We start from the raw sequence: 23,766 nt of genomic DNA, 5'->3' as shown, positions 1-23,766 counted from the left end.
ATGATGTTCAGCCCACGAGCGCGTCGGGCTTTCCCTTGCTGCGCGGCCGTTCGTCGACCATCTTGCCCCAGACGATCAATCGGTACGTACTCGTGAATTCCGGCGTACAGGTCGTCAGGGTGAGGTAGCGGCCCGGCGCCGTGAATCCCGAACCGACGGGGACGGGCGCGATCACGGAGACGTTGGAGGGCGACGTCTGGGGAAGGGTCCTCGTCATCTCGTACGTGTAGTAGGTGTCCTGCGTCTCGACGACGATCGGGTCGCCCGGCTGCAGCGTGTTGATGTAGCGGAACGGTTCCCCATGGGTGTTCCGGTGGCCGGCCACCGCGAAGTTCCCCTGCTTCGCGGACGGCATCGCGGTCTTCAGCTTGCCCTCGCCGTAGTGGCCGATCATCCCGCGGTCGAGCACCTTCTCCTTGTCGATTCCTTCGGCGATGGGCGCGACGACGTCCAGCTTCGGGATGTGCATGATGGCGAAGCCCTGTCCCGGTTCGAAGGCCCCGGGTTTACGCTCCCCGTTCGCCCACTCGTCCTGGATCTTGTTCGTCTCCTTGCCGGCGATCAGGTCGGCCCGGACGTTGGTCCACCAGAGCTGGTACGTGACGAACAGCAGCATCAGCACGCCGAGCGAGATGAACACCTCGCCCACGGCCCGGCTGGCGACGACGGCGGGGCTGTCCTTGGCCGCGCGGGCCGCCCTGCGCGCCTCCACCCGGGACATCGGGGCGGAGGGGGACCGGCCCGCTTCCGGTTCCGCGTCGGCTGCGGCTTCCGTACGGCGCCTGCCTCGCCCTTTCGCCGCCCTGCGGCGCTCAGCCCGCCCTCCGGTCCGAGGTCCGGCGGTGGCCGTGGACGGCGGCGCGGATGCCGCGTCGACCGTACTGAGGGCGACCGTCTCGTCGTCCGCGGGGACCGGGGAAACGGGCTGCGAAGCCTCCGGGGGCCGCGAGGCCCGCACGGGCGGCACACCGTCCGGTCCTCGCACGGATCCGGGCGCCGGTCCACGTCCGTGTCCGGGACTGGGAGCAAGTCCCGGGCCAGGAGCAGGTCCGGGACTGGGAGCAGGTCGGGGACTGGGAGCAGGTCCAGGTACAGCCCCCGGTTCAGGTCCCGGGGGAGGGACGGGATGGGAAGCCGCACCCTGGAAGGGCTCAGGCCGCCGGTACCAGTCCCGTTCGTAGCCCTCGGGGTCGTACCACTCCCTCGGGGTTTCCTGCGCCTGCTGGGGCCCCTGGAGCCCCTGCTGGGCCTGTTGCGCGTGTGGCGTCAGGGGGTCAGCGCCGTCCGCCGGGATGTTGCCCGCCCTGAACCAGGGCGAGGCATGCCGCCCGGGCAGCTGATCCGGCAGAGGATCCGTCAGCGGGTCCGCCAGCTGGTCGATCGCCGCCACGAACGTGCCGTCGGCCTCGTACGCGCCCTGCGCGTACGGGCCTTCGTCCCCGGCACCTCGTTCGGGGCGGAGTCCGCTCACGCGGCGGCCTTGCCCACCACCGGCGCGAGCCCTTCCGACCTCGCCACGGCCCCCGTGTCCCCGCACCGCACCAGCCAGTTGGCGAGCATCAGGTGGCCGTGTTCGGTGAGCACCGACTCAGGGTGGAACTGCACACCCTCCACCGCCAGTTCGCGGTGCCGCAGGCCCATGATGATGCCGTCCGCCGTGCGGGCCGTGACCTCGAGCTCGGGCGGGACCGTGTCCGGCTCCGCCGCGAGCGAGTGATAGCGGGTGGCGGTGAAGGGGGACGGGAGCCCGGCGAACACGCCCACGCCCTCGTGGGTGACGGGAGAGGTCTTGCCGTGCAGCAGCTCCGGGGCTCGGTCGACCACACCGCCGTACGCGACGGCCATCGACTGCATCCCGAGGCAGACGCCGAACACCGGAACGCCCGTCGCGGCGCAGTGGCGCACCATGTCGATGCAGACCCCGGCCTGCTCGGGAGCCCCGGGACCGGGAGACAGCAGGACTCCGTCGAAACCGTCCTGGGCGTGGGCGGTGGTCACCTCGTCGTTGCGCAGCACCTCGCACTCGGCGCCGAGCTGGTAGAGGTACTGGACGAGGTTGAAGACGAAGCTGTCGTAGTTGTCGACGACGAGAATGCGTGCGCTCACTGACCGGTCCCCGCTCCGCTGGTGCCTTCGCCGTCCACCGTGACATCACCGAACGGAAGCAGCGGCTCCGCCCAGGGGAAGACGTACTGGAAGAGCGCATAGACGACAGCCAGGGCCAGCGCGAGCGAGATGACTGAGCGCACCCACGCGTTGCCCGGCAGATGCCGCCAGATCCAGCCGTACATGCTGTCCCCTCCATTCGGTACAGCACCCAGACTAAAGGGCCCGGGCTCCGGAGTGGGTCAGCTGTGGAAAGCCGCCGGTCTGCCGTCGGTCACGGGCTGCGTGGCATCCAGATGGGCCCAGGCGATCAGCCGGTGACTGCTCCCCCATTCCGGCTCACAGGTGGTCAGCGTGAGGTAGCGGCCGGGGCCGTCGAATCCGGACCTGCGGGGAACGGGGTCGATCACCGCAGTGTCTCCCGGCACGGTCCGGTAGGGCTTCCCGGCGATGCGGTACGTGAACCAGGTCGTCCCGTCCGTCAGGACGACCGCGTCCCCTTCCCGCAGCCGCGGGAAGTCCTTGAACGGGTCCCCGTACGTCCGCCGGTGGCCGGCCACCGCGAAGTTGCCCGTCGCCCCGAGCCGCGCGGTCCCGGCGTAGTGGCCGAGCCCCTTCTGCAGGGTTTTGACCTCGGTGTTCTCCAGGACGGGCCACTCCCAGCTCCTGCCGAGGCGGGGGATGTACATCATCGCGAAGGGCTTGCCGTCGCGGTAGTCGGGAGCCGTGGGCACGAGGTCCGGGGCCGGTGAGGCTTCCGGTCCGGGTCCTGGCGCCGGCACGGAGACCTCGCCCTGCGCCCACCGGTTCCGGAGCGTGTCGATCTCGCCCTCGGTGGCTCCGGCCGCCTTCACGCCCGTCCAGAACAAGACATAGAGGACGAAGAGGATGATCAGGGCGCCTACGGTGATGCACAGCTCGCTGAGACTTCTGACGATCAGTCGCACCGACACCGACCGGCCTCCCCGGGGGACTACTCCACAGGCTTCGCGTAGTGGAGATCCACTGTGCCGGAGTAGCCGGGGAGAGTCACCCGGTCGTCCTCGTCGACTTTCCAGCCGAGTCCGTAGGCCTTCACGTACAGCTGGTAGTTCTGGATCGCCGTGGAGTCGTTGAGCGCCTGCTTGAGCTCGTCCGCGTCGCCCACGGCGGTGACCTTGTACGGCGGTGAGTAGACCCGGCCCTGGAGGATCAGGGTGTTGCCCACGCAGCGGACGGCACTCGTGGAGATCAGCCGCTGGTCCATGACCTGGATGCCGCGGGCCCCGCCCTGCCAGAGCGCGTTGACGACGGCCTGGAGGTCCTGCTGGTGAATGACCAGGTCATTGGGTTGCGGCTCGGGGTATCCGGGGTTGGCCGTGGCGTCGGGCGGAGCGTCGTCGAGCGTGACACCGACCGCTTCCCCGGTGATCTTCGTGGTGCCCGCGGCCTTCTCCAGCGCCTTGAGCTTGGCGTCCTCGGCCTTGGTGCTGCCGTCGTCGCGCTGGGCCAGGGTGTCGATGTCCTCGCGGAGAGCGGCGGCCGACTCGTTCAGCTCGGCGTTGTTCTGGCTGCGCTGGTGGATGAGGTCGGAGAGCTTCAGCAGGGAGGAGTCGGTACGGATGTCGGTGCCCTTGGCCGTGTTGGCACTGGTGACGAAGATCAGTCCGGCCAGGGCGAAAACGGCAGCGGTGAGCCCCCGGACCGGCCATCGGGAGGCGTGCCGGACCGGGCCTTCGGGAAGGTCGGCAGAATTGCTCAACGTACCCTTATCTCCTTAGGCGCCACGGAAGCACTACGCTAACGGACGCCCGGGGGCGGCTTCATTCCCCCTCGTGCTCAGCCCCGGCGTCAGCCACAGTTCTCTGCGCGGTCACGCAGCGCATCGACAGGAGAGTTCCTCGTGCCGAAGTCACGGATCCGCAAGAAGGCCGATTTCACGCCCCCGCCGGCGAAGACGGCCACGAACATAAAGCTGACCAACCGCAGTTGGGTGGCGCCGGTGATGCTGGCGCTGTTCCTGATCGGTCTGGCCTGGATCGTCGTCTTCTACGTGACCGAGGGCGATCTGCCCATCAAGGCGCTGGGCAACTGGAACATCGTCGTCGGCTTCGGCTTCATCGCCGGCGGCTTCGGCGTCTCCACGCAGTGGAAGTAGCCCCACCCCGATCAGCCCCGCTTCCACAAGCCCTGCCCTGAGTTACCCACAGAGTTATCCACAGGTGGGGGAAAAGGTCAGACGATCTGTGGATAACCTGCGCCGAAGTTGACGCCGGTGTGACTGCACCCTCCCTCGTCCAGGGCGGGTTCGCCCCTTGTCCTGACTGGAAAAACCCAGGTCAGTGACAAGGGGCACACCTGTTCCACACGCCATGCACAAGATTCGGCACGCTCTGTGGACAACTCCGAGCCCGAAGGGTCAGAACTGCTCAGCCCGCGCTCAGCTGAGCGCTGCTGTCCGGGCGAGGACGATGCCGATCACGGCGACGAGGACCAGCGCACAGGTCCCGTACTGCACCAGGTTCCGGCGCTCGCGCGGGGCGTGCACCATCGCGATCGCGATCGCGACGCCCGCGACCAGACCACCGACATGGGCCTCCCAGGCGATACCGCCCCAGGTGAAGGTGAAGAGCAGGTTCAGCGCGAGGAGCGCGATGACCGGCCGCATGTCGTAGTTCATCCGGCGCATCAGTACGGCCGTGGCCCCCAGCAGGCCGAAGATCGAACCCGAGGCGCCGAGCGAGCCCTGCTGGGGCGCGGCGATCAGATAGGTGAGGGCGCTGCCCGCCAGCCCCGACAGCAGGTAGAGCGCGAGATAGCGGGCCCGGCCGAGAGCGGCTTCCAACGGCCCGCCGAGCCACCACAGCCCCAGCATGTTGAACGCGATGTGCCACACCTCCTGGTGCAGGAACGTCGAGGTCACAAGCCGGTACCACTGCCCCTCGGCGACTCCCTCCAGCCCGTCGGAGGAGTACGCACGGCCGAACAGCAGCAACTCGTCGAGCAGCCGGTCACCGGCGGCCAGCACAGCGATGAAGACCGCGGCATTGATGCCGAGCAGGATCTTGGTGACCAGCCGGGGGTCCGCGGCCACCGTGCCGCCCGCCACCGTGCGGGGCCGGTTGGCGCCGGGGTGGTGCCCGGTGCCCGAGCCCTCACGGACGCAGTCGGGACACTGGAAGCCCACGGACGCGTCGACCATGCACTCGGGGCAGATCGGCCGTTCGCAGCGGGTGCAGCGGATGCCGGTCTTCCGGTCCGGGTGGCGGTAGCAGGTGGGCGGGCTGCCGGGGACCGGGGACGGGTCCTGGCCTGCTGGCGGCTGCTGCTCCATCGGGTCCTCGCCCTCGGTCGGTCCTGCGTCCCTGCTGCGCCGGACACACCGACGCCCTGCTCGTCCGCTATGTAACAGTACGGACGAGCAGGGCGGTTGGTTCCCCATGGGACCGGGACCGGTGAGCGGCCGGGCAGCGCCGGCCGGACTCAGCGGGTCTCGACGACGACGGACTCGATCACCACGTCCTGGACCGGGCGATTGGTACGCGGGTTGGTCGGCACCGCCGCGATGGCGTCCACGACCTTCCTGCCGGCGTCGTCGGCGACCTCGCCGAAGATGGTGTGCTTCCGCGTCAGCCACGCGGTCGGCGACACGGTCAGGAAGAACTGCGAGCCGTTGGTGCCCGGGCCCGCGTTGGCCATGGCCAGCAGATAGGGCTTGTTGAAGCTGAGATCCGGGTGGAACTCGTCAGCGAACTCGTACCCCGGGCCGCCCGTTCCGTTGCCCAGCGGGTCGCCGCCCTGAATCATGAAGCCGCTGATGACCCGGTGGAAGACGGTCCCGTCGTACAGCCTGTCCGTGGACTTCTGCCCGGTCGCCGGGTGGGTCCACTCACGCCCGCCCGTGGCGAGCTCGACGAAGTTCCTGACCGTTTTGGGCGCGTGGTTCGGCAGGAGCCGGATCTCGATGTCGCCTTGGCTGGTCTTCAGGGTGGCGTAAAGCTGCTCGGCCACAGTCTGCCTTCCGTAAGTGCTCACTGACGTCCGCCGATCCTCGCACGGAGGGCCTCTCGCGAGATCCGTCCGCGTGGCCCGCACGGAGGAGACGCGTGACCCGGATGCCCTGCCCGCCATGCCTCGCGAGGCTCGGACGGGCATGATTTCGAAATGGGTGGACAGGCGGAGTACTACCCGCCACCAAGGAGGAGGATCCCGTGACCCGCATCGACAGCGTGCGCGCCGCAACCGACTCGGCAAAGGAGAGCGCGCAGCACGCCGCGGAAGTGGTGGCGCCCTATGCCGACACGGCCAAGGAACAGGCAGCGCACTACGCACACGAGGCACGTGTGCTCATCGCGCCCAAGATGTCCAAGGCGGCCCACCAGGCACGTGTCCAGTACGTGGCACACCTCGCACCACACATCGAACAGGCACGTACGCACGTGCCGCCCAAGGTGGACCTGGCGGCACAGCGCGCCGCGGCCCGCACCCGAGGCGCCGCCCGGAGCGCCGCCGACTACACCGTCCCGCGCGTGGAACACGCGGTGTCCCTGGCCCAGCCGGTGGCCGAGGAGGCCGTGGCGCGCAGTGCGGCCGCCGTGGCGGCGTTGCGCGGCCAGGTGACGGCCAAGGAAATCCAGCGGCTGGTCAGGAAGCACCGACGGCGGGCCAAGGCCGGGCGGCTGGCCAGGAACCTCGCCGTGCTGGGCCTCGTGACCGGTGGCGCCTACGCCGCCTGGAGGTGGTGGGACAAGCAGGCCAATCCGGACTGGCTCGTCGAACCGCCCGCCCCCACGGAGGTGGACGACCGCGCACCGCTGACCTCGGTCGACGGCAGCGGAACGGTGTTCGAACCGGACGCCGGCCCCAAGCAGTCCGACGCCGAGGCGAACGGCCTGGACGGCACCGACCGCGACGACCGCCCCTGACTGACCGGTACGACGCCGGATGCCCCTGGCCATGCGTGGACGCGTGGCCGGGGGCATCGGCACGTCAGAGCCCTCATGCCCCGGCAGGAACTCAGGCGCGGAGGAAGGCGAGGACCGCGAGCACCCTGCGGTGCGTCTCGCCGGCCGGGGGAAGGTCCAGCTTGCTGAGGATGTTGCCGATGTGCTTGCCGACGGCCGCCTCGGACACCACCAGTTCACGGGCGATGGCGCCGTTCGACCGGCCCTCGGCGACCAGGGCCAGCACCTCGCGCTCCCTCGCCGTGAGCCGCTCCAGCGGATCGCGGCGGCGGCGCAGCAACTGCCGGACCACCTCGGGGTCGACGACGGTTCCGCCGTCCGCGACCTCGCACAGGGCGTCGATGAACTCCTCGATCTGCCCGACCCGGTCCTTGAGCAGGTAGCCGACGCCCGTGCCGTCGCCCGAGTCGAGCAGGTCCGAGGCGTAGGCGCGCTGCACGTACTGGCTGAGGACGAGCACCGGCAGCGAGGGCTGCCCGGTGCGGAGCCTCACCGCGGCGTCCAGACCCTCGTCCTGGAAGCCGGGCGGCATCCGTACATCCGTGACGACGATGTCGGGCCTGTGCTCCGCCACAGCGGTCAGCAGCGCGTCCGCGTCGCCGACGGCCGCGACCACCTCATGACCGCAGCGGGTGAGGAGGCCGATGAGCCCCTCCCTCAGCAGCACGCTGTCCTCGGCCAGCACTACCCGGAGCGATCGGTCCACACGCAAGGAATCTCCACACGCAACAGGGTCGGACCGCCAGGCGGACTGGACAGCGAAAGTCTGCCATCCAGGACGGACACCCGGTCCGCGAGTCCCGTGAGTCCGGTGCCCCCTCCGTCCGTACGCGCGCCGCCCCGGCCGTCGTCGCGGATCTCCAGGAAGAGGCGTCCCCCGCTGTGCCCGCCGGTCACCTCGGCGCGCTGCGCGCCACTGTGTCTGGCGACGTTGGCCAGCGCCTCGCACACCACGAAGTACGCGGCGGCCTCGACCGGTTCGGGCAGCCGCCCGGACAGTTCGAGGCCCACCTCCACGGGCACCGCCGATCGGTCGGCCGCATCGGCGACGGCCGCCTCCAGGCCGTAGTCCGCGAGGACCTTCGGATGGATGCCGTGGATGAGCTCGCGCAGCTCGACCAGCGCCTTGCCGGCCTGCTCGTGTGCCTTGGCGAGCTGGTCGGCCAGCGGCCCGGGCGGCGCGTCCAGCCTGGCCAGGCCGAGTGTCATGGTCAGCGCGACGATCCGCTGCTGCGCCCCGTCGTGGAGATCCCGCTCGATACGGCGGCGCTCCGCCTCGAAGGCGTCCACCAGGCGGACCCGGGAGCGGACGAGTTCGGTGACCCGGTCGCCCACCACGTCCGTTCTCGGTGCGATCACGAGCCGCACCAGCTCCGCCCGTGCTCCCGCCACCACGCCGACGGCGTAGCAGCTGAGTGCGAGCATCACCACGCCGATCAGCGCGGCGCCGAAGGCCTCGGGCCAGCTGGTGACCGTCCACTGCTTCAGCACCTTGGCCTCCAGACCGTCCCCGACGGTGGCCATGATCAGCGGGGTGGCGACCACCGACAGCGGGAGCAGGAGGCCGGCCACGACCACGAGGGCGTCGATCGGCCACAGGACGACGGCGAACAGCAGCGCGTAGCCGAGTTCGTGCCAGGTCAGCTGTTCCCGGAAGCGGGCCGTCATCCAGCTCTTCAGGCCCCGCTCGGCCGGTGTCCGGTGCAGGTCGAAGGCCGGGTCCCTGTCGACGAGGCGCAGCCTGCGGCGCTCCACGGCCGCCACCGGGATCCCGGAGAGCGCGGTCAGGGCGAGCAGCGGCAGACCCACCAGCACGACGGCGAGCGCGCCGCCGGTCACGGCGAACAGCACGATCGCCAGCAGGGCGAACGCTCCGGCCACGACGCCGGTCAGCAGGTACGCGAGCGACCGCCAGGGCCAGGACGAGAGCAGGAAGCCCGGCCGGGGAAGGGCCTCCCACACATTCCGAGAGTTCATGGAGTCACCGTAGAAGGGGGCTCCATGACGGGACCATCAGCCAGGACGGAGACCTGAGGTAGGGCAGGCCCTACCCCCCGGCCCGCCCTCGCGGTGGTGACGGGCAGCCGTCTGCGGGCTCTTGCCAACGCTGGCCGCCGCCCTGCGGAAGGCCGAATTCCGACGCCGGTCGGCGCAGCCCGGCCACCAACTCGTCGCCGGGGGCGCGCACATCGGCGTCAAGGAGTTCGGCCGGCTCGAACGGCAGGGCAGGCGGGCGCTGGAGGAGCGGCGGTCCGCCGAGGCCGGGAAACGGCTGTTCTCGACGCTCGGCCTGTGGAAGGGCCGGCGCTCGCGAACGTGACGTCCCTTCTCTCCGACGCCGAGCAGCCGCAGCCGGACGAGTCCGGACTGGGACATCACCAGCTCGGACGCGAGCCGTTGCATACGAGAAAAGCCCCCCTGCCCAGCGTTTCCGCAGGTCAGAGGGGCTTCTTCACGTGGAGCCTAGGAGATTCGAACTCCTGACATCTGCCTTGCAAAGGCAGCGCTCTACCAACTGAGCTAAGGCCCCGAAAAGGGGACAGCACCGAACACGTCCGTGTCGCGGCGACCGTCGCAGACAAGAGTACCGGGTGACCCCCTCAATCCTGCAAAAGGATTGGGACTCCCGGTCGGCAAGCCCTCTCCGTAAGATGCACGACGAGGTTCGCAGCAGCGAAGCCGCAGCGAAGGGGAGACGCAATGGACGCAGCGCAGCAAGAGGCGACGGCGAGAGCCAGAGAGCTTCAGCGCAGTTGGTACGGGGAGCCGCTGGGGGCGCTCTTCCGTCGGCTGATCGATGATCTCGGCCTGAACCAGGCCAGGCTCGCCGCGGTGCTCGGGCTGTCGGCTCCCATGCTTTCCCAGCTGATGAGCGGCCAGCGCGCCAAGATCGGCAACCCCGCGGTCGTGCAGCGGGTCCAGGCCCTGCAGGAACTGGCCAGTCAGGTGGCGGACGGCAGTGTCAGCGCGGGAGAGGCGACCGACCGTATGGAAGAGATCAAGAAGTCCCAGGGCGGCTCCGTCCTGACGTCCACCGGCCAGACCTCGTCAACGGGCGGGGCGCCCACCGTCAGGCGCGTCGTACGCGAGATCCAGTCCCTTCTGCGGTCGGTCGCCGCGGCGGGCGACATCATCGACGCGGCGGATTCCCTCGCCCCCACACATCCCGAACTGGCAGAGTTCCTCAAGGTGTACGGCGCCGGGCGCACCGCCGACGCAGTCGCGCACTACGAAGGACACCAGAGCTAAGCACTGACGCCGGGAGGCAACTCCCGCTACCGGGCACGAGCCGAAACAGACTGGGAACGGACGCGGCGCAATGGGTGAGGTCTTCGCTGGTCGGTACGAGCTGATCGATCCGATCGGACGCGGTGGGGTCGGTGCCGTCTGGCGTGCCTGGGACCACCGCCGCCGGCGCTATGTGGCGGCAAAGGTCCTTCAGCAGAGCGACGCCCATACGCTGCTGCGCTTCGTACGCGAGCAGGCACTGCGGATCGAGCACCCGCACGTGCTGGCACCCGCGAGCTGGGCCGCCGACGACGACAAGGTCCTGTTCACCATGGACCTCGTCAGCGGCGGCTCGCTGGCCCATGTCATAGGCGACTACGGTCCGCTGCCCCCGCGCTTCGTCTGCACGCTCCTCGATCAGCTGCTCTCCGGGCTGTCGACGGTGCATGCGGAAGGCGTCGTGCACCGCGACATCAAACCCGCCAACATCCTCATGGAGGCCACCGGAACCGGCAGGCCGCACCTGCGGCTCTCCGACTTCGGCATCTCGATGCGCAAGGGCGAGCCCCGCCTCACCGAGACCAACTACGTGGTGGGCACTCCCGGTTACTTCGCACCCGAGCAAATGATGGGCGCCGAGCCCGACTTCCCCGCCGACCTGTTCGCGGTCGGTCTCGTCGCGCTCTATCTGCTCCAGGGCAAGAAGCCCGACTCCCAGGCCCTCGTAGAGCACTTCGCCTCGTACGGAACACCCAGCGCCCCGCAGGGGATCCCCGAGCCTCTGTGGCAGGTCCTTGCCGGTTTGCTGCAACCCGATCCGCAGGCACGCTTCCGGACGGCCACGGGCGCGCGCAAGGCGCTCACCGCGGCCGTCGAGATGCTGCCCGAACAGGCGGAGGGCGAGGAGCCGGTCGAGGTCTTCGACCAGATCGGGCCCCTCCCCGCCGGATTCGGCCCCGCGGGCCCCGACACCGGCGGCCGGACGCCTGCGCAGACGCCCGGGCAGATGCCTCTCCAGACCGGAGCTCAGCAACACCCGGCCCAGAGCCCTCAGCAGGACACACAGGCCCCCCAGCACTCCGGCCAGCAGCCCTACACCCCGCAGCCGTACCCCCAGCCGTACTCCCCGGCCTCCGGTACGCAGCCGACCGGGGATCCGGCGCCCGTACCCGCCTCCATGTCGGAGACGGGCAGCTTCCACCTGGCGCCGCCTCCCCAGCAGGCCGCGACTCCGCCCCACGCGGCCCAGCCGGCCGCCACGCACCCCCAGCAGCCACATCCGGGCTCCCCCTTCCCCGCGCCGGATCTCGCCCAGGCCCCCACGAGCGCGGTGCGGCACGATCCGTCTCCTACTCGTGCTTACACCGCCCAGCACCCGCAGGTTCCCCATCCCGGCGCCCCGGTTCCACCGACCGCCCCCGTCACCCCGCACCGGAGCGCAGCGGCCCGCCCGACGCGACAGGGACCGCCCCCGAAGGTGGCGATCCCTGTCCTGTTCGTCGCTCTGATCTGTTTCGCCGTGGGCATCTGGGCGCTGACCCAGAGCTGATCCACAGCTCAGCAGCGGCCGGTCACGGTCCTGCGGCCGGCCGCGGGCCCCCTCCGCCTACCAGGCCTGCGGCGGACCTCCGTAGGGCGACTGCTGCTGCGCGCCCGCGCCTTGCGGAACAGCGGCGGGAACGGTGCGACGCCTGGCGAGGAGCGTCCACGCACCCAGCCCGAGCACCAGCACGCTGCCCGTGCCGATCCCGGCCGCGGCCACCACCTTCATCGTGTCGCTCCGAGCCGCCTGCGGGGCGCTCTGCCCGCTCCTCGCCATGTCCTTGTCCTCGTCGCTGACGCCGAAGATGCCGGCCGCGCCCGCGTACGGCGATTCCTGCGCCTCATTGCGGACACTGATCTTCAGCCGCAGCGGAATCGCCCCGTCGCCGTAGAACTGCGCGACCTTCGGGCTCAGCGTCACCGACAGGTAGTACCAGCCGGCGAAGCGCATGGCGCTGACGTCGGACGCCGAGTCGAAGCGGTTCCTGTAGTCCACCGGAGGCAGCGGTTCCAGGGCGACGGAGGCGGGCTCTCCCGAGTAGGAGAGCGTCTCGTCCTCGACGTGGCCCTGGGCCGGGTTCTCCAGCGACAGCGCGAGCGCGTTCCCCACGTACTCGGTCGACCTGCTGTTGTTGCTGAGCGCCGCGCTCGCGAAGATCTGCTGTCCCCAGTCCACCGGCACCCGGTAGAAACGGGTCTGACCGGGGGCGATGGAGTCCTGCCACTCACCGGTCTCCAGACCGGTGGCCTCATAGACGCTGCTCCCGCCGGCCCGCTTCTTCTTGCCCGAGGGAGGAGTGGGCGAGGCCGACGACCAGTTCTCCGGCGCCTCGGTCGCCTGTGCGTCCGCGCCCTTCGCCGCCGGTTCCGACGCGTACCGCAGTTCCAGGTCCCACTCGGCGGGTGAGGACGGCGCGTTGCTCTTCCGCTCGATCAGGACGTTGTACTCCCCGCCTTCCCGGCAGGTGCTGTTGCCCTTCTCGACGATCCGGTGCGCGTAGGCGGCGATCGGGCGGGCGAACTCCCCCGAGCCGAAGATCGCGTCCTCCGAGCTGCACTGCGTGTCGTCGACGTCCCGGATGCTGATGGTGATGCCGTCCCCGTAGGCGACCTTCCCGGCCGACTTGGGCACCACGACGGCGGAGACGTATGCGCTGGCCGCGTCGTCGAGGTTCAGCCGGTAGTAGAGCTTCTGACCCGGCTTGATCCCGCTCCGGTAGACCGAACCGGCCGTCAGCTCCGACGCCTCGGCATTCGTCTCCGCGCCCCGTACCGTCTTCGCCCCGGGATCGAAGGCGTACGGAGCCGGACCGTCGGCCGCGTGTGCCTGACCCGGCAGCGCCGCCACCGCGCACATCGCCGCGACGGACGCGAGCGTCACCCGGCCCCTGTTGCGCTGCCTCTTCACGCGCTTCCCCTCGTCGTCTGCGTGGCCGCCCCGCGCCGGCCGCGTACGTACACGAGCCCCAGCGATCACAGCCACCACGGCGCCCGCTCCGGCAGCGGTCGCGATGCCGGTCCATCCTGCCCCGCCCGTACCGCCGCTGTCTCCGGCCGCAGTTGAATTGCCCTGTTCGTTCGCGTCCTCGTCCTGGCCGCCGCCGTTCTTCCCCGCCAGGACAGGCGCGTCGTGCTGCGGGCCGGCCAGTTCGCCCCCGAGCACCGCCACCCCCAGCACGAAACCGATCCGCGGATCCTCGGCGCCAACCGCGACCCGCTCGCCCTTCAACCGGTAACCGGCCGCGGAGAGTTGCGCCGCCCGCTGGAGCCGCCCGGCCGGTGCGGCGGCATCAGACGCGTCGCAGTGAAGCCAGTTGCCCGCCCGCGCGACGCACCCCAGCCGCTCCCGGGCCGCCCCTGCCGTCCGGCGCCTACATGCCGCCACCCGTGCCCCCGAGGCCGATACCGCAGTTGATTTGCTCTCGCAAGCTATCGATTTGCACAGGTGAACTCAAGGGTGCCACTGTCACGTTCCCGCAACGGCGGAAGAACGCCCCGGGCAGCACGAAGCCCCGGCCGCTCAGCGACCGGGGCTCGCAACGGACTGTTCCGTCTCACACACCCGAACCTGCGGGCACGGAGTCGGTCGCCTCCGTCCACAGATCCTGCTCGGCGCGATCCGCCTGGATCTGGCGGTACACGAGGAGCCCGCCGATGGCAGCCAGTGCGACCAGGAGAAGCTTCTTCACCGCGCGACCTCGTCTTTCCTTGGCGTAAGGGACTTCTGCCGCTCGACTATACACACCGGCCGATACCGATCGGTGACCTGCCCGGAACGCAACTGCGGCCCAGTCGCCCACCTCGCCCGACCATCCAAACCGTCATTTTTCGGACCGGTTGCACCATACGAGTGGTGTTCATCCGAAGAACTGCGCGCACGGGGCGTCGGTCGCCGAAATCGCGGCCCGAATCCACATCATCGGGAAGGTAAGCGAACCGCACCACCTGAAAGCGAGGGGCCATGAGCACCTTCAGGATCAAGAGCATCTGGACCGCCTTCATCACCGCCTTCTTCGCGATCCTCGCGACGCTGGGTCTCACCACGAGCAACGCCACGGCCGCGGAGCCGACGGTCACGACCCAGGAGCACACGGGTGCCACCGCGGCAACTCCGACAGCCCCTGCGGTCCGATGGACCCTTCCGCGTGACAGGGCGCTGCCACCCACGATGAAGCAGCGCATCCGTGCCGAGGCCCACGGCTCCTCTCCCGCCACCCGGCACCTGTCGGACGACACCACGGACGCCACACTCACCACGGACGGCGCCCGCACCACCCACGGCGCACCGGGGGGCGACTCCTCACTCCTCCCGCCCTGAGCGCACCGAGCACGCCAGGAGCGCTGTGGGGCGCCGCACGGCGCCCACGACCGACACCCAGGGCCCCAGGTCCGGTTCACACCGGACAGGGGCCTTTTCCGCGCGCCCGCACGGCCGGGACCGCACCCCTGAGCCCACGCCGGAAGCCCTCGTCGCGTGGCCCGCGACCCGCTCCGCATCCACGGCAGCGACCGCGGCCCGCAGACCGCACGGCCCCGTCGCCCACCACGGGCCCTGAACACCGAAGAGCCGAACAGCCGAAGAGACGAAGAGACGAAGAGACCCAGGGCCCAAGAACACTCAGAGACTCAGGGAGCCGCCTCAGGCCCGCCGCGAGTACGTGAAAGGCCCCCAACCACGAGTGGTTGGGGGCCTTCGACGTACTGGTGGGGCTAACAGGATTTGAACCTGTGGCCTCATCCTTATCAGGGATGCGCTCTAACCAACTGAGCTATAGCCCCGCCGCGCTGTGCGCTGACTTCTGAAGATTAGCGCACGTCGGGGCCAGTCCCAAAATCGATACCTGGCGCGCTACTCGTCCTCGGCCAGAGTGAGCTCGACTCCGCCCACGAAGCCGGCCGACAAGTTGTAGATGAAGGAGCCCAGCGTCGCCAGCGCGGTGGCCAGCACCACGTCGATCACCGCGATGACCGAGGTGAAGACCAGGACCCGCGGCAGCGACAGGAACGACTGCAGATCGAAGCCGTTGCTCTCGTTCGAACCGGTGGCCTCGCTGATCGTGCCGCCCACGGTGGAGAAGACGCCCATGGCGTCCATCACCATCCACAGGACCGCGGCCGCGACCACCGTGCAGATGCCCAGCGCGATGGAGAGCAGGAAGCTGACCTTCATCACCGACCACGGATCGGCCTTGGCCACCCGCAGACGGGCCTTGCGCGTACGCGGAGTGGTCCGTGCGCCCGTCCTGGGACGACGCGTGGCCTGAGCACCACCCATGGTGCCGCCCCCGCCCTGTGTGCCGCCCGCAGGCGCCGCGTACGCCTGCGGCGGGTGGTAGGGCCCCGCCTGTCCCTGTGAGGGCTCACGCTCACCGGGCAACGGCCCGGTCGCGTAACCCTCGTACTGGGGCTGCGGCCCCCGTGTGTCTGTCACAGTGCCCCCTTGGGAGTCCGTGGCAGGGCCACGGGCACCGTTCGCTCCATCTCCGGAAGCGGCCGAACCGGCGCCCGTGGCTCCACTCACGCTCTACTCCTCGTGCTACCCGGCCGAAGGCTCCGTGCCCTCGGCAGTGCCCTCGACCACGCTCTCGGCCTGAGCCTCGACCGTCTCGCCTTCGGCATCAACGGTCCCATCGACCTCTTCAGCCTCACGACCGGCCTCGGCGTTGCGCGCGATGCCGACGACGGCGTCGCGCTTGCCCAGATTGATCAGTTGGACGCCCATGGTGTCACGGCCCGTCTCCCTGACTTCATTGACTCGCGTGCGAATCACACCGCCGCCGAGCGTGATGGCGAGGATCTCGTCCGTCTCCTCCACCACCAGCGCACCGACGAGCAAGCCCCTGTCCTCCACGATCTTGGCGGCCTTGATACCCAGGCCGCCCCGACCCTGAACGCGGTACTCGTCGACGGGGGTCCGCTTCGCGTACCCGCCGTCGGTGGCAGTGAACACGAACGTACCCGGCCGGACAACATTCATCGAGAGCAGTTCGTCTCCTTCGCGGAAACTCATGCCCTTGACGCCCGAGGTGGCACGGCCCATCGGGCGCAGCGCGTCGTCCGTCGCGGTGAACCTGATCGACTGGGCCTTCCTGCTGATGAGCAGCAGGTCGTCCTCGGCCGAGACCAGCTCCGCGCCGATCAGCTCGTCGTCGCTGCCGTCCTCGGTCTCCCGGAGGTTGATCGCGATGACACCGCCGGAACGGGGCGAGTCGTAGTCCTTGAGCGCGGTCTTCTTCACGAGACCGCCCTTCGTCGCCAGGATCAGGTACGGCGCAGCGTCGTAGTCGCGGATCGCCAGGATCTCGGCGATCTGCTCGTCCGGCTGGAAGGCCAGCAGGTTGGCGACGTGCTGACCACGCGCGTCCCGGCCGGCGTCCGGAAGCTCGTACGCCTTCGCCCGGTAGACGCGGCCCTTGTTCGTGAAGAACAGCAGCCAGTGGTGCGTCGTCGACACGAAGAAGTGGTCGACGATGTCGTCTTCCTTCAGCTTCGTACCGCGCACGCCCTTGCCGCCGCGCTTCTGCGAGCGGTAGTCGTCGGTCTTCGTGCGCTTCACGTAGCCGCCGCGGGAGATCGTGACGACGATGTCCTCCTCGGCGATCAGGTCCTCGATGGACATGTCACCGTCGAAGGGCACCAGCTTGGAACGCCGGTCGTCGCCGAACTTCTCGACGATCGCCGCCAGCTCCTCGCTGACGATCTGCCGCTGCCGCTCGGGCGACGCCAGGATCGCGTTGTACTCGTTGATCTTCGCCTGGAGCTCGTCGTGCTCGGCGGTGATCTTCTGGTGCTCCAGCGCGGCCAGCCGGCGCAGCTGCATCTCCAGGATCGCGTTCGCCTGGATCTCGTCGATCTCCAGGAGGCCCATCAGGCCCTCGCGCGCGATCTCCACCGTGTTGCTGCGCCGGATGAGTGCGATGACCTCGTCGATCGCGTCCAGCGCCTTGAGCAGACCGCGCAGGATGTGCGCCCGCTCCTCGGCCTTGCGCAGGCGGAACTTCGTCCGCCGGACGATGACCTCGATCTGGTGCGTCACCCAGTGCCGGATGAACGCGTCGATCGACAGGGTGCGCGGCACGCCGTCGACGAGCGCCAGCATGTTCGCGCCGAAGTTCGTCTGCAGGTCGGTGTGCTTGTACAGGTTGTTCAGTACGACCTTGGCGACCGCGTCGCGCTTGAGCACGACGACCAGACGCTGACCGGTGCGCGAGGACGTCTCGTCGCGGACGTCGGCGATGCCGCCGACCTTGCCGTCCTTCACCAGGTCGGCGATCTTCTGCGCGAGGTTGTCCGGGTTGGTCTGGTACGGAAGCTCCGTGACGACCAGGCACTGGCGGCCCTGGATCTCCTCGACCGCGACGACCGCGCGCATCGTGATGGAGCCGCGACCGGTGCGGTACGCGTCCTCGATGCCCTTGCGGCCGACGACGAGCGCGCCCGTCGGGAAGTCGGGGCCCTTGATCCGCTCGAGCAGCGCGTCCAGCAGCTCCTCGTGCGAGGCCTCCGGGTGCTCCAGGTACCACTGCGCGCCCGCGGCGACCTCGCGGAGGTTGTGCGGCGGGATGTTGGTGGCCATACCCACCGCGATGCCCGCCGAGCCGTTGATCAGCAGGTTCGGGAACCGGGCCGGCAGGACGACCGGCTCCTGGTTGCGGCCGTCGTAGTTGTCCTTGAAATCGACGGTCTCCTCGTCGATGTCCCGGACCATCTCCATGGACAGCGGCATCATCTTGCACTCGGTGTACCGCATCGCCGCGGCCGGGTCGTTGCCCGGGGAACCGAAGTTGCCGTTGGAGTCCACGAGCGGCATACGCATCGACCAGTGCTGCGCCAGTCGCACGAGCGCGTCATAGATCGAGGAGTCGCCGTGCGGGTGGTACGTACCCATGACGTCACCGACGACGCGGGCGCACTTGTAGAAGCCCTTCTCGGGCCGGTAGCCACCGTCGTACATCGCGTACAGCACGCGGCGGTGGACGGGCTTCAGACCGTCCCGCACGTCCGGCAGGGCACGCGACACGATGACGGACATCGCGTAGTCGAGGTAGGAGCGCTGCATCTCGGTCTCGAGCCCGACGGGCTCGACACGCATACCGACGCCCGGGACAGCGGGCTCCTCTTCGGGCATCACAGGGGTGTTCTCGTCGGCCATTGCTGGTCAAAGTCCTTTCGCACTGCGGCTTGCTTGTACGGCCGACTCAGATGTCGAGGAAGCGGACGTCCTTGGCGTTGCGCTGGATGAACGAGCGCCGCGCCTCGACGTCCTCGCCCATCAGCACCGAGAACAGGTCGTCGGCCTGCGCCGCGTCGTCCAGGGTGACCTGGCCGAGGACCCGGTGGTCCTGGTCCATCGTGGTGATGCGCAGCTCCTCGGCGTTCATCTCGCCGAGACCCTTGAAGCGCTGGATCGAGTCCTCGCGGGTCCGCTTGCCGTTCTGCTTGCCGAGCTCGACCAGGGCGTCGCGCTCACGGTCCGAGTACGCGTACTCGAAGTCGTCCCGGCCCCACTTGATCTTGTAGAGCGGCGGGCGGGAGAGGTACACGTGGCCGGCCTCGACCAGCGGCCGCATGAAGCGGAACAGGAACGTCAGCAGCAGGGTGTTGATGTGCTGTCCGTCGACGTCGGCGTCCGCCATCAGGATGATCTTGTGATAGCGCAGCTTCTCGATGTCGAAGTCCTCGTGGACCCCGGTGCCGAAGGCCGAGATGAGTGCCTGGACCTCGGTGTTCTGCAGGATCTTGTCGATCCGCGCCTTCTCGACGTTCAGGATCTTGCCGCGGATCGGCAGGATGGCCTGGTACATCGGGTTACGGCCGGACTTCGCCGAACCACCGGCGGAGTCACCCTCGACGATGAAGATCTCGCACTTCGTCGGGTCGTTGGACTGGCAGTCGCTGAGCTTGCCCGGCAGCGAGGCGCTCTCCAGGAGCCCCTTGCGGCGGGTGAGGTCACGGGCCTTGCGGGCCGCCACACGGGCGGTCGACGCGGCGATGCCCTTGCGGATGATGTCCGCGGCCTCGTTGGGGTTCCGGTCGAACCAGTCCGTCAGCTGCTCGTGGACGACCTTCTGCACGAAGGTCTTGGCCTCCGTGTTGCCCAGCTTGGTCTTCGTCTGGCCCTCGAACTGCGGCTCGCCGAGCTTCACCGAGATGATCGCCGTCAGGCCCTCGCGGACGTCCTCGCCGGTGAGGTTGTCGTCCTTCTCGCGCAGCAGCTTCTTGTCGCGCGCGTACCGGTTGACCAGGGAGGTCAGCGCCGCACGGAAGCCCTCCTCGTGCGTACCGCCCTCGTGCGTGTGGATCGCGTTCGCGAAGGAGTAGACCCCCTCCGTGTACTGCGTGTTCCACTGCATCGCGATCTCGGCCGAGAGGAGTCGCTCCTTGTCCTCGGCCTCGATGTCGATCACCGACTGGTGAATGACGTCGCCCTTGCGGGAGTTCAGGTACTTCACGAAGTCGACGATGCCGTCCTCGTAGTGGTACGTGACCGTCCGGGTCGGCTCCTCCTCGGGAACGTCGACCACCTCGGCGCTGTCCGCGCCCACGGTCGCCTTCGCCGACTCACGCTCGTCCGTGAGCTTGAGCGTGAGGCCCTTGTTCAGGAACGCCATCTCCTGGAAGCGGCGCGAGAGGGTCTCGAAGGAGTAGACGGTGGTCTCGAAGACGTCCCCGTCGGCCCAGAAGGTGACGCTCGTACCGGTCTCGTCGGTGGCCTCGTGACGCGCCAGCGGGGCGGTCGGGACGCCGAGCTTGTAGTCCTGGGTCCAGCGGTAGCCGTCCGTCTTGACCTCCACGGCCACCCGCGTGGAGAGGGCGTTGACCACGGAGACACCGACGCCGTGCAGACCGCCGGAGACCGCGTAGCCGCCGCCTCCGAACTTTCCGCCCGCGTGCAGCACGGTGAGGACGACCTCGACGGCCGGCTTGCCCTCGGACGGCACGATGCCGACCGGGATGCCACGGCCGTTGTCGATGACGCGCACCCCGCCGTCGGCGAGGATCGTGACGTCGATGGTGTCCGCGTGCCCGGCCATCGCCTCGTCGACGGAGTTGTCGACGACCTCTTGAACGAGGTGGTGGAGACCGCGCTCACCGGTGGAACCGATGTACATGCCAGGGCGCTTGCGGACCGCGTCCAGGCCCTCGAGCACCGTGATCGCACTGGCGTCGTACGAGGACGTGATCTCGCCGTTCTCACCGGTTGTGGACGGGTTGTTCTGGTTGGGGTTGCCGGAATCGGCCACGAAGCGCCCTTTCTGGCACAGCACAGGCCGTTCTCCGGACAGGCGGGAGCGGCTGCGTCGTTCGGCTTGTATCGACGAATCCCGCACAGGGACGGGATTACTCACCAGTCTACCGGTAGCGCCGACACGAATGGGGGTTTGCCGGTACCTGAGTCCGCATGTGCCGCCCTGAACCAGAGCCCACCGACTCCCCATATTCGGGAAGGGGGCCGAGGAGGCTCACACGGGCATTGAGCGCTTCGGCCTGTCAACCTCTCGCTACGGTGAGGGACGCCGCGTTTCCACAGTCGGCCGCCAACCTGTGCATAACGCCACAACTCGGGAGCAGCGGGCAGAGCCCGGACCGGACGACCGGCGTGGGAACCGCACAGCGAAAAGCCCCGGCACAGGCCGGGGCACTCTCGCTGCGGAACGGGAAAAGCCCAGCTCAGCCGTACGTGTCCCCGGGACCCTTGCTTCCCGGCGCACGCAGTGGACCGAAACGACGCTGCGGGCCGGCCGGCCCCAGGACCTTGATCACTCGCACCGTGCCGTGCCCGAGGTCGGCGTTCAGCCGTGCCACCAGCTGCGGCGCCAGCAGCCGCAGCTGCGTCGCCCACGCCGTCGAATCGCACTGCACGGTCAGCACGCGCTCGGCCGGCGCCTCGTCGTAACGCAGCGGAACACAGTGATTGGCCAGATCGTCGCCGACGATCTGCGGCCACCGCCCCATCACGCCGCCCACCGCGGCGGGCGTCTCCCACCCGCGTTCGGTGATCAGCCGGTTGATCGCCGAACCCAGCGCCAGCGGATCACGACCGTCGGACCGCGCCCCCGAACGCAGACCGCCACCCCGCCTGGCCTGCTTCTTCTGCTGCGCCGCAGCGCCACGCGCACGTGCCTGCTCCTTCGCCGCCCGAAGGGCCACCCGCGCCAGGTCGACGCCGGAGACCTCCGGCTGCTTCGCCACCCGTTCCCGTACATCCGGATCACCCACGGAATCCAGCGAGGGCTCGGAACCACCCGTGACGGGGGAACCCGAGGCCCCCGACCTCTTTCCACGACTGCTCATACCCGCTCCACACCGCCCGCGGACACCCCGTACCGCGTACCCGCGAGCACGCCGGGAACGTCGTCGTCCACGGCTGCCGTCACCAGCACCTGCTCGCCGTGAGCCACCAGCTCCGCCAGCCGCTCACGCCGCCGCGCGTCCAGCTCCGCGAACACGTCGTCCAGGATCAGCACCGGCTCGTTGCCCTCCGAGCGCAGCAGCTCGTACGAGGCGAGGCGCAGCGCCAGCGCGTACGACCAGGACTCGCCATGGCTCGCGTAGCCCTTCGCCGGCATCCCGCGCAGCCCGAGCAGCAGATCGTCGCGGTGCGGACCCACCAGCGTCACTCCCCGCTCGATCTCCTGCTTACGGACCTCCGCGAGCGCGGCGATCACCTGCTCGTACAGCTCCTCACGGGTCCGCGCGGGCTCCACGTCCGCACCGATCGAGCTCCGGTACTCCAGGGTCACGGGGCCGCCACCGGGGGCGACGTCGCCGTACGCCTTGTCCGCGAGGGGCTCCAGCGTCGCGATCAGATCCAGCCGCTGCGCAAGCAGCTCTGCACCCACCCGGCCCAGATGCTGGTCCCAGACGTCCAGCGTCGACAGGTCCATCGAACGGCCGCCGTGCCTGCGCGCCATCGCCGCGGACTTCAGCAGGGTGTTGCGCTGCTTCAGGACCCGCTCGTAGTCGGAGCGGACCCCGGCCATCCGCGGCGAACGAGCCGTCACCAGTTCGTCGAGGAAGCGGCGGCGCTCGCCGGGATCGCCCTTCACCAGGGCGAGATCCTCGGGAGCGAACAGCACCGTCCGTACGATGCCCAGGACGTCACGGGGCCTGACCTGCGACGACCTGTTGATCCTGGCGCGGTTCGCCCGCCCCGGATTGAGTTCGAGCTCGATCAGCTGCGAGCGCTCGCCCTGGGTGACGGCGGCCCGGATGACAGCCCGCTCGGCCCCCATCCGCACCAGCGGCGCGTCGGAGGAGACCCGATGACTGCCAAGGGTCGAGAGGTAGCCGATGGCCTCGACGAGATTGGTCTTGCCCTGGCCGTTGGCGCCCACGAACGCGGTGACGCCCGGGTCGAGAGGAACCTCGACCCGGGCGTACGAGCGGAAGTCGGCCAGCGAGAGATGCGTGACGTGCATGTGCGCCGACCTCCCGATTTCCTGCTCCGTGCTGGTACTGCTCGATCTACTTCTTGTTCTCGACCGCGTGGCCGCCGAACTGGTTGCGCAGCGCGGCGATCATCTTCATCTGCGGGGAGTCGTCCTGCCGCGAGGCGAACCGCGCGAAGAGCGACGCGGTGATCGCGGGCAGCGGCACCGCGTTGTCGATGGCGGCCTCCACCGTCCAGCGGCCCTCACCGGAGTCGGCGGCGAACCCGCGCAGCTTGTCGAGGTGCTCGTCGTCGTCCAGCGCGTTGACCGCCAGGTCGAGCAGCCAGGAACGGATGACCGTGCCCTCCTGCCAGGAGCGGAAGACCTCGCGCACGTCGGTGACGGAGTCGACCTTCTCCAGGAGCTCCCAGCCCTCGGCGTAGGCCTGCATCATGGCGTACTCGATGCCGTTGTGGACCATCTTCGCGAAGTGGCCGGCGCCGACCTTGCCGGCGTGCACGGAGCCGAAGTCACCCTCGGGCTTGAGTGCGTCGAAGATCGGCTGGACCTTCGCGACGTTCTCGGCGTCTCCGCCGTACATCAGCGCGTAGCCGTTCTCCAGGCCCCAGACGCCGCCGGAGACTCCGCAGTCGACGAAGCCGATGCCCTTGATGCCCAGCTCGACCGCGTGCTTCTCGTCGTCCGTCCAGCGGGAGTTCCCGCCGTCGACCACGATGTCGCCGGGCGACAGCAGGGCCGCAAGCTCGTCGACGGTGGACTGGGTCGCGGCACCCGCCGGGACCATCACCCAGACGACCCGGGGGCCCTTGAGCTTGCCGACGAGCTCTTCGAGGCTCTGGACGTCGGAGACATCCGGGTTGCGGTCGTAACCGATGACGGTGTGGCCTGCGCGGCGGATGCGCTCGCGCATGTTGCCGCCCATCTTGCCGAGGCCGACGAGACCGAGCTCCATCAGAGATTCCTTAAGCGTTGTGCCGATTCGTACCCAAGGCCGAGCCTACGCCCGGCCGGGGACAGCGCGGCGGGCCTGCTCAGCGCTGAGCGAGCCCGCC

At 69.3% G+C, this 23,766-nt stretch carries 23 protein-coding genes and 2 tRNA genes; 6 read left to right on the top strand and 19 right to left on the bottom strand.

Annotation, left to right across the window (positions count from 1 at the left end):
- Positions 1-7: 7 nt before the first annotated feature.
- From AB0C82_RS22575 to AB0C82_RS22555, 5 genes are read right to left on the bottom strand one after another with little or no spacing between them, the layout of a single operon-like run.
- Positions 8-1,471 (bottom strand): class E sortase, encoded by a 1,464-nt coding sequence (locus AB0C82_RS22575; RefSeq protein ID WP_362844829.1) that lies wholly within the window; start codon positions 1,469-1,471, stop codon positions 8-10.
- Positions 1,468-2,106, bottom strand: coding sequence for an aminodeoxychorismate/anthranilate synthase component II (locus tag AB0C82_RS22570; protein ID WP_362844827.1), 639 nt, complete (start codon positions 2,104-2,106; stop codon positions 1,468-1,470). Before AB0C82_RS22570 ends, AB0C82_RS22575 begins: the two co-directional genes overlap by 4 nt.
- On the bottom strand, positions 2,103-2,291 hold the full coding sequence (locus tag AB0C82_RS22565) for a hypothetical protein (RefSeq protein WP_362844824.1): 189 nt from the start codon (positions 2,289-2,291) through the stop codon (positions 2,103-2,105). The genes AB0C82_RS22570 and AB0C82_RS22565 overlap by 4 nt, the downstream gene beginning before the upstream one ends.
- 57 nt (positions 2,292-2,348) lie before the next feature.
- Entirely contained in the window at positions 2,349-3,059 is a 711-nt protein-coding gene (locus AB0C82_RS22560; RefSeq protein WP_362844821.1) for a class E sortase, read from the bottom strand.
- A 20-nt stretch (positions 3,060-3,079) separates the two neighbouring features.
- On the bottom strand, positions 3,080-3,847 hold the full coding sequence (locus AB0C82_RS22555; RefSeq protein ID WP_362844818.1) for a DUF881 domain-containing protein: 768 nt from the start codon (positions 3,845-3,847) through the stop codon (positions 3,080-3,082).
- Between the two features lie 141 nt (positions 3,848-3,988).
- Here AB0C82_RS22555 and crgA point away from each other — a divergent pair, with 141 nt between their 5' ends.
- Positions 3,989-4,243, top strand: coding sequence for a cell division protein CrgA (gene crgA / locus AB0C82_RS22550; protein ID WP_362844815.1), 255 nt, complete (start codon positions 3,989-3,991; stop codon positions 4,241-4,243).
- Positions 4,244-4,525: 282 nt separating this feature from the next.
- Here crgA and AB0C82_RS22545 read toward each other — a convergent pair whose 3' ends face one another.
- The gene (locus tag AB0C82_RS22545; RefSeq protein ID WP_362844813.1) at positions 4,526-5,419 is read right to left on the bottom strand and encodes a rhomboid family intramembrane serine protease; all 894 of its coding nucleotides are present in this window, start codon (positions 5,417-5,419) and stop codon (positions 4,526-4,528) included.
- A 149-nt stretch (positions 5,420-5,568) separates the two neighbouring features.
- Positions 5,569-6,096: a peptidylprolyl isomerase gene (locus AB0C82_RS22540; protein ID WP_362844811.1), complete on the bottom strand. Its 528-nt coding sequence runs from the start codon at positions 6,094-6,096 to the stop codon at positions 5,569-5,571.
- A gap of 200 nt (positions 6,097-6,296) precedes the next feature.
- On the opposite strand from AB0C82_RS22540, the gene AB0C82_RS22535 reads away from it, so the two are divergent.
- The gene (locus AB0C82_RS22535) at positions 6,297-7,010 is read left to right on the top strand and encodes a DUF5324 family protein (protein WP_362844808.1); all 714 of its coding nucleotides are present in this window, start codon (positions 6,297-6,299) and stop codon (positions 7,008-7,010) included.
- A gap of 91 nt (positions 7,011-7,101) precedes the next feature.
- On the opposite strand, the gene AB0C82_RS22530 is transcribed toward AB0C82_RS22535, so the two are convergent.
- Together AB0C82_RS22530 and AB0C82_RS22525 are read right to left on the bottom strand one after the other, a co-directional pair.
- Positions 7,102-7,761, bottom strand: coding sequence for a response regulator transcription factor (locus AB0C82_RS22530; protein ID WP_362844805.1), 660 nt, complete (start codon positions 7,759-7,761; stop codon positions 7,102-7,104).
- Positions 7,734-9,026: a sensor domain-containing protein gene (locus AB0C82_RS22525; RefSeq protein ID WP_362844802.1), complete on the bottom strand. Its 1,293-nt coding sequence runs from the start codon at positions 9,024-9,026 to the stop codon at positions 7,734-7,736. Before AB0C82_RS22525 ends, AB0C82_RS22530 begins: the two co-directional genes overlap by 28 nt.
- Before the next feature lie 121 nt (positions 9,027-9,147).
- On the opposite strand from AB0C82_RS22525, the gene AB0C82_RS22520 reads away from it, so the two are divergent.
- Complete coding sequence (locus AB0C82_RS22520; protein ID WP_362844799.1) at positions 9,148-9,369, top strand: hypothetical protein; 222 nt, start codon at positions 9,148-9,150, stop codon at positions 9,367-9,369.
- A 137-nt stretch (positions 9,370-9,506) separates the two neighbouring features.
- Here the strand turns inward: AB0C82_RS22520 and AB0C82_RS22515 are convergent.
- Positions 9,507-9,579: transfer RNA gene (locus AB0C82_RS22515), tRNA-Ala, on the bottom strand.
- 170 nt (positions 9,580-9,749) lie between these two features.
- Here AB0C82_RS22515 and AB0C82_RS22510 point away from each other — a divergent pair.
- Both AB0C82_RS22510 and AB0C82_RS22505 read left to right on the top strand, forming a co-directional pair.
- A complete protein-coding gene (locus AB0C82_RS22510) occupies positions 9,750-10,298 on the top strand; it encodes a DNA-binding protein (RefSeq protein WP_362844796.1) in 549 nt (182 codons plus the stop codon).
- Positions 10,299-10,368: 70 nt separating this feature from the next.
- Entirely contained in the window at positions 10,369-11,826 is a 1,458-nt protein-coding gene (locus AB0C82_RS22505; protein WP_362844793.1) for a protein kinase, read from the top strand.
- Between the two features lie 57 nt (positions 11,827-11,883).
- On the opposite strand, the gene AB0C82_RS22500 is transcribed toward AB0C82_RS22505, so the two are convergent.
- On the bottom strand, positions 11,884-13,227 hold the full coding sequence (locus AB0C82_RS22500) for a hypothetical protein (RefSeq protein WP_362845190.1): 1,344 nt from the start codon (positions 13,225-13,227) through the stop codon (positions 11,884-11,886).
- A 646-nt stretch (positions 13,228-13,873) separates the two neighbouring features.
- A complete protein-coding gene (locus tag AB0C82_RS22495) occupies positions 13,874-14,008 on the bottom strand; it encodes a DLW-39 family protein (RefSeq protein WP_003958712.1) in 135 nt (44 codons plus the stop codon).
- Between the two features lie 272 nt (positions 14,009-14,280).
- Between AB0C82_RS22495 and AB0C82_RS22490 the strand changes: the two genes are divergently transcribed.
- Positions 14,281-14,637, top strand: a complete 357-nt coding sequence (locus AB0C82_RS22490; RefSeq protein ID WP_362844791.1) for a DUF6344 domain-containing protein — start codon at positions 14,281-14,283, stop codon at positions 14,635-14,637.
- 384 nt (positions 14,638-15,021) lie between these two features.
- Here AB0C82_RS22490 and AB0C82_RS22485 read toward each other — a convergent pair.
- The 7 genes from AB0C82_RS22485 to gnd form a co-directional block, all read right to left on the bottom strand.
- Positions 15,022-15,098, bottom strand: a tRNA-Ile gene (locus AB0C82_RS22485).
- Between the two features lie 70 nt (positions 15,099-15,168).
- Positions 15,169-15,750, bottom strand: coding sequence for a DUF3566 domain-containing protein (locus AB0C82_RS22480; RefSeq protein WP_362844788.1), 582 nt, complete (start codon positions 15,748-15,750; stop codon positions 15,169-15,171).
- A 105-nt stretch (positions 15,751-15,855) separates the two neighbouring features.
- Positions 15,856-18,471: a DNA gyrase subunit A gene (gene gyrA, locus AB0C82_RS22475; RefSeq protein ID WP_362844786.1), complete on the bottom strand. Its 2,616-nt coding sequence runs from the start codon at positions 18,469-18,471 to the stop codon at positions 15,856-15,858.
- 46 nt (positions 18,472-18,517) lie between these two features.
- Positions 18,518-20,587, bottom strand: coding sequence for a DNA topoisomerase (ATP-hydrolyzing) subunit B (gene gyrB, locus AB0C82_RS22470; RefSeq protein ID WP_362844783.1), 2,070 nt, complete (start codon positions 20,585-20,587; stop codon positions 18,518-18,520).
- Between the two features lie 403 nt (positions 20,588-20,990).
- Positions 20,991-21,614, bottom strand: coding sequence for a DciA family protein (locus tag AB0C82_RS22465; RefSeq protein ID WP_362844780.1), 624 nt, complete (start codon positions 21,612-21,614; stop codon positions 20,991-20,993).
- Positions 21,611-22,741, bottom strand: a complete 1,131-nt coding sequence (recF, locus tag AB0C82_RS22460) for a DNA replication/repair protein RecF (protein ID WP_362844777.1) — start codon at positions 22,739-22,741, stop codon at positions 21,611-21,613. The genes AB0C82_RS22465 and recF overlap by 4 nt, the downstream gene beginning before the upstream one ends.
- Before the next feature lie 46 nt (positions 22,742-22,787).
- A complete protein-coding gene (gene gnd, locus AB0C82_RS22455; RefSeq protein ID WP_362844775.1) occupies positions 22,788-23,666 on the bottom strand; it encodes a phosphogluconate dehydrogenase (NAD(+)-dependent, decarboxylating) in 879 nt (292 codons plus the stop codon).
- Positions 23,667-23,766 lie beyond the last annotated feature (100 nt).

This window comes from Streptomyces sp. NPDC048560 (genome assembly GCF_040650955.1).
Taxonomy (GTDB): Bacteria; Actinomycetota; Actinomycetes; order Streptomycetales; family Streptomycetaceae; genus Streptomyces.
This window is presented reverse-complemented; position numbering and strand designations above follow the sequence as displayed.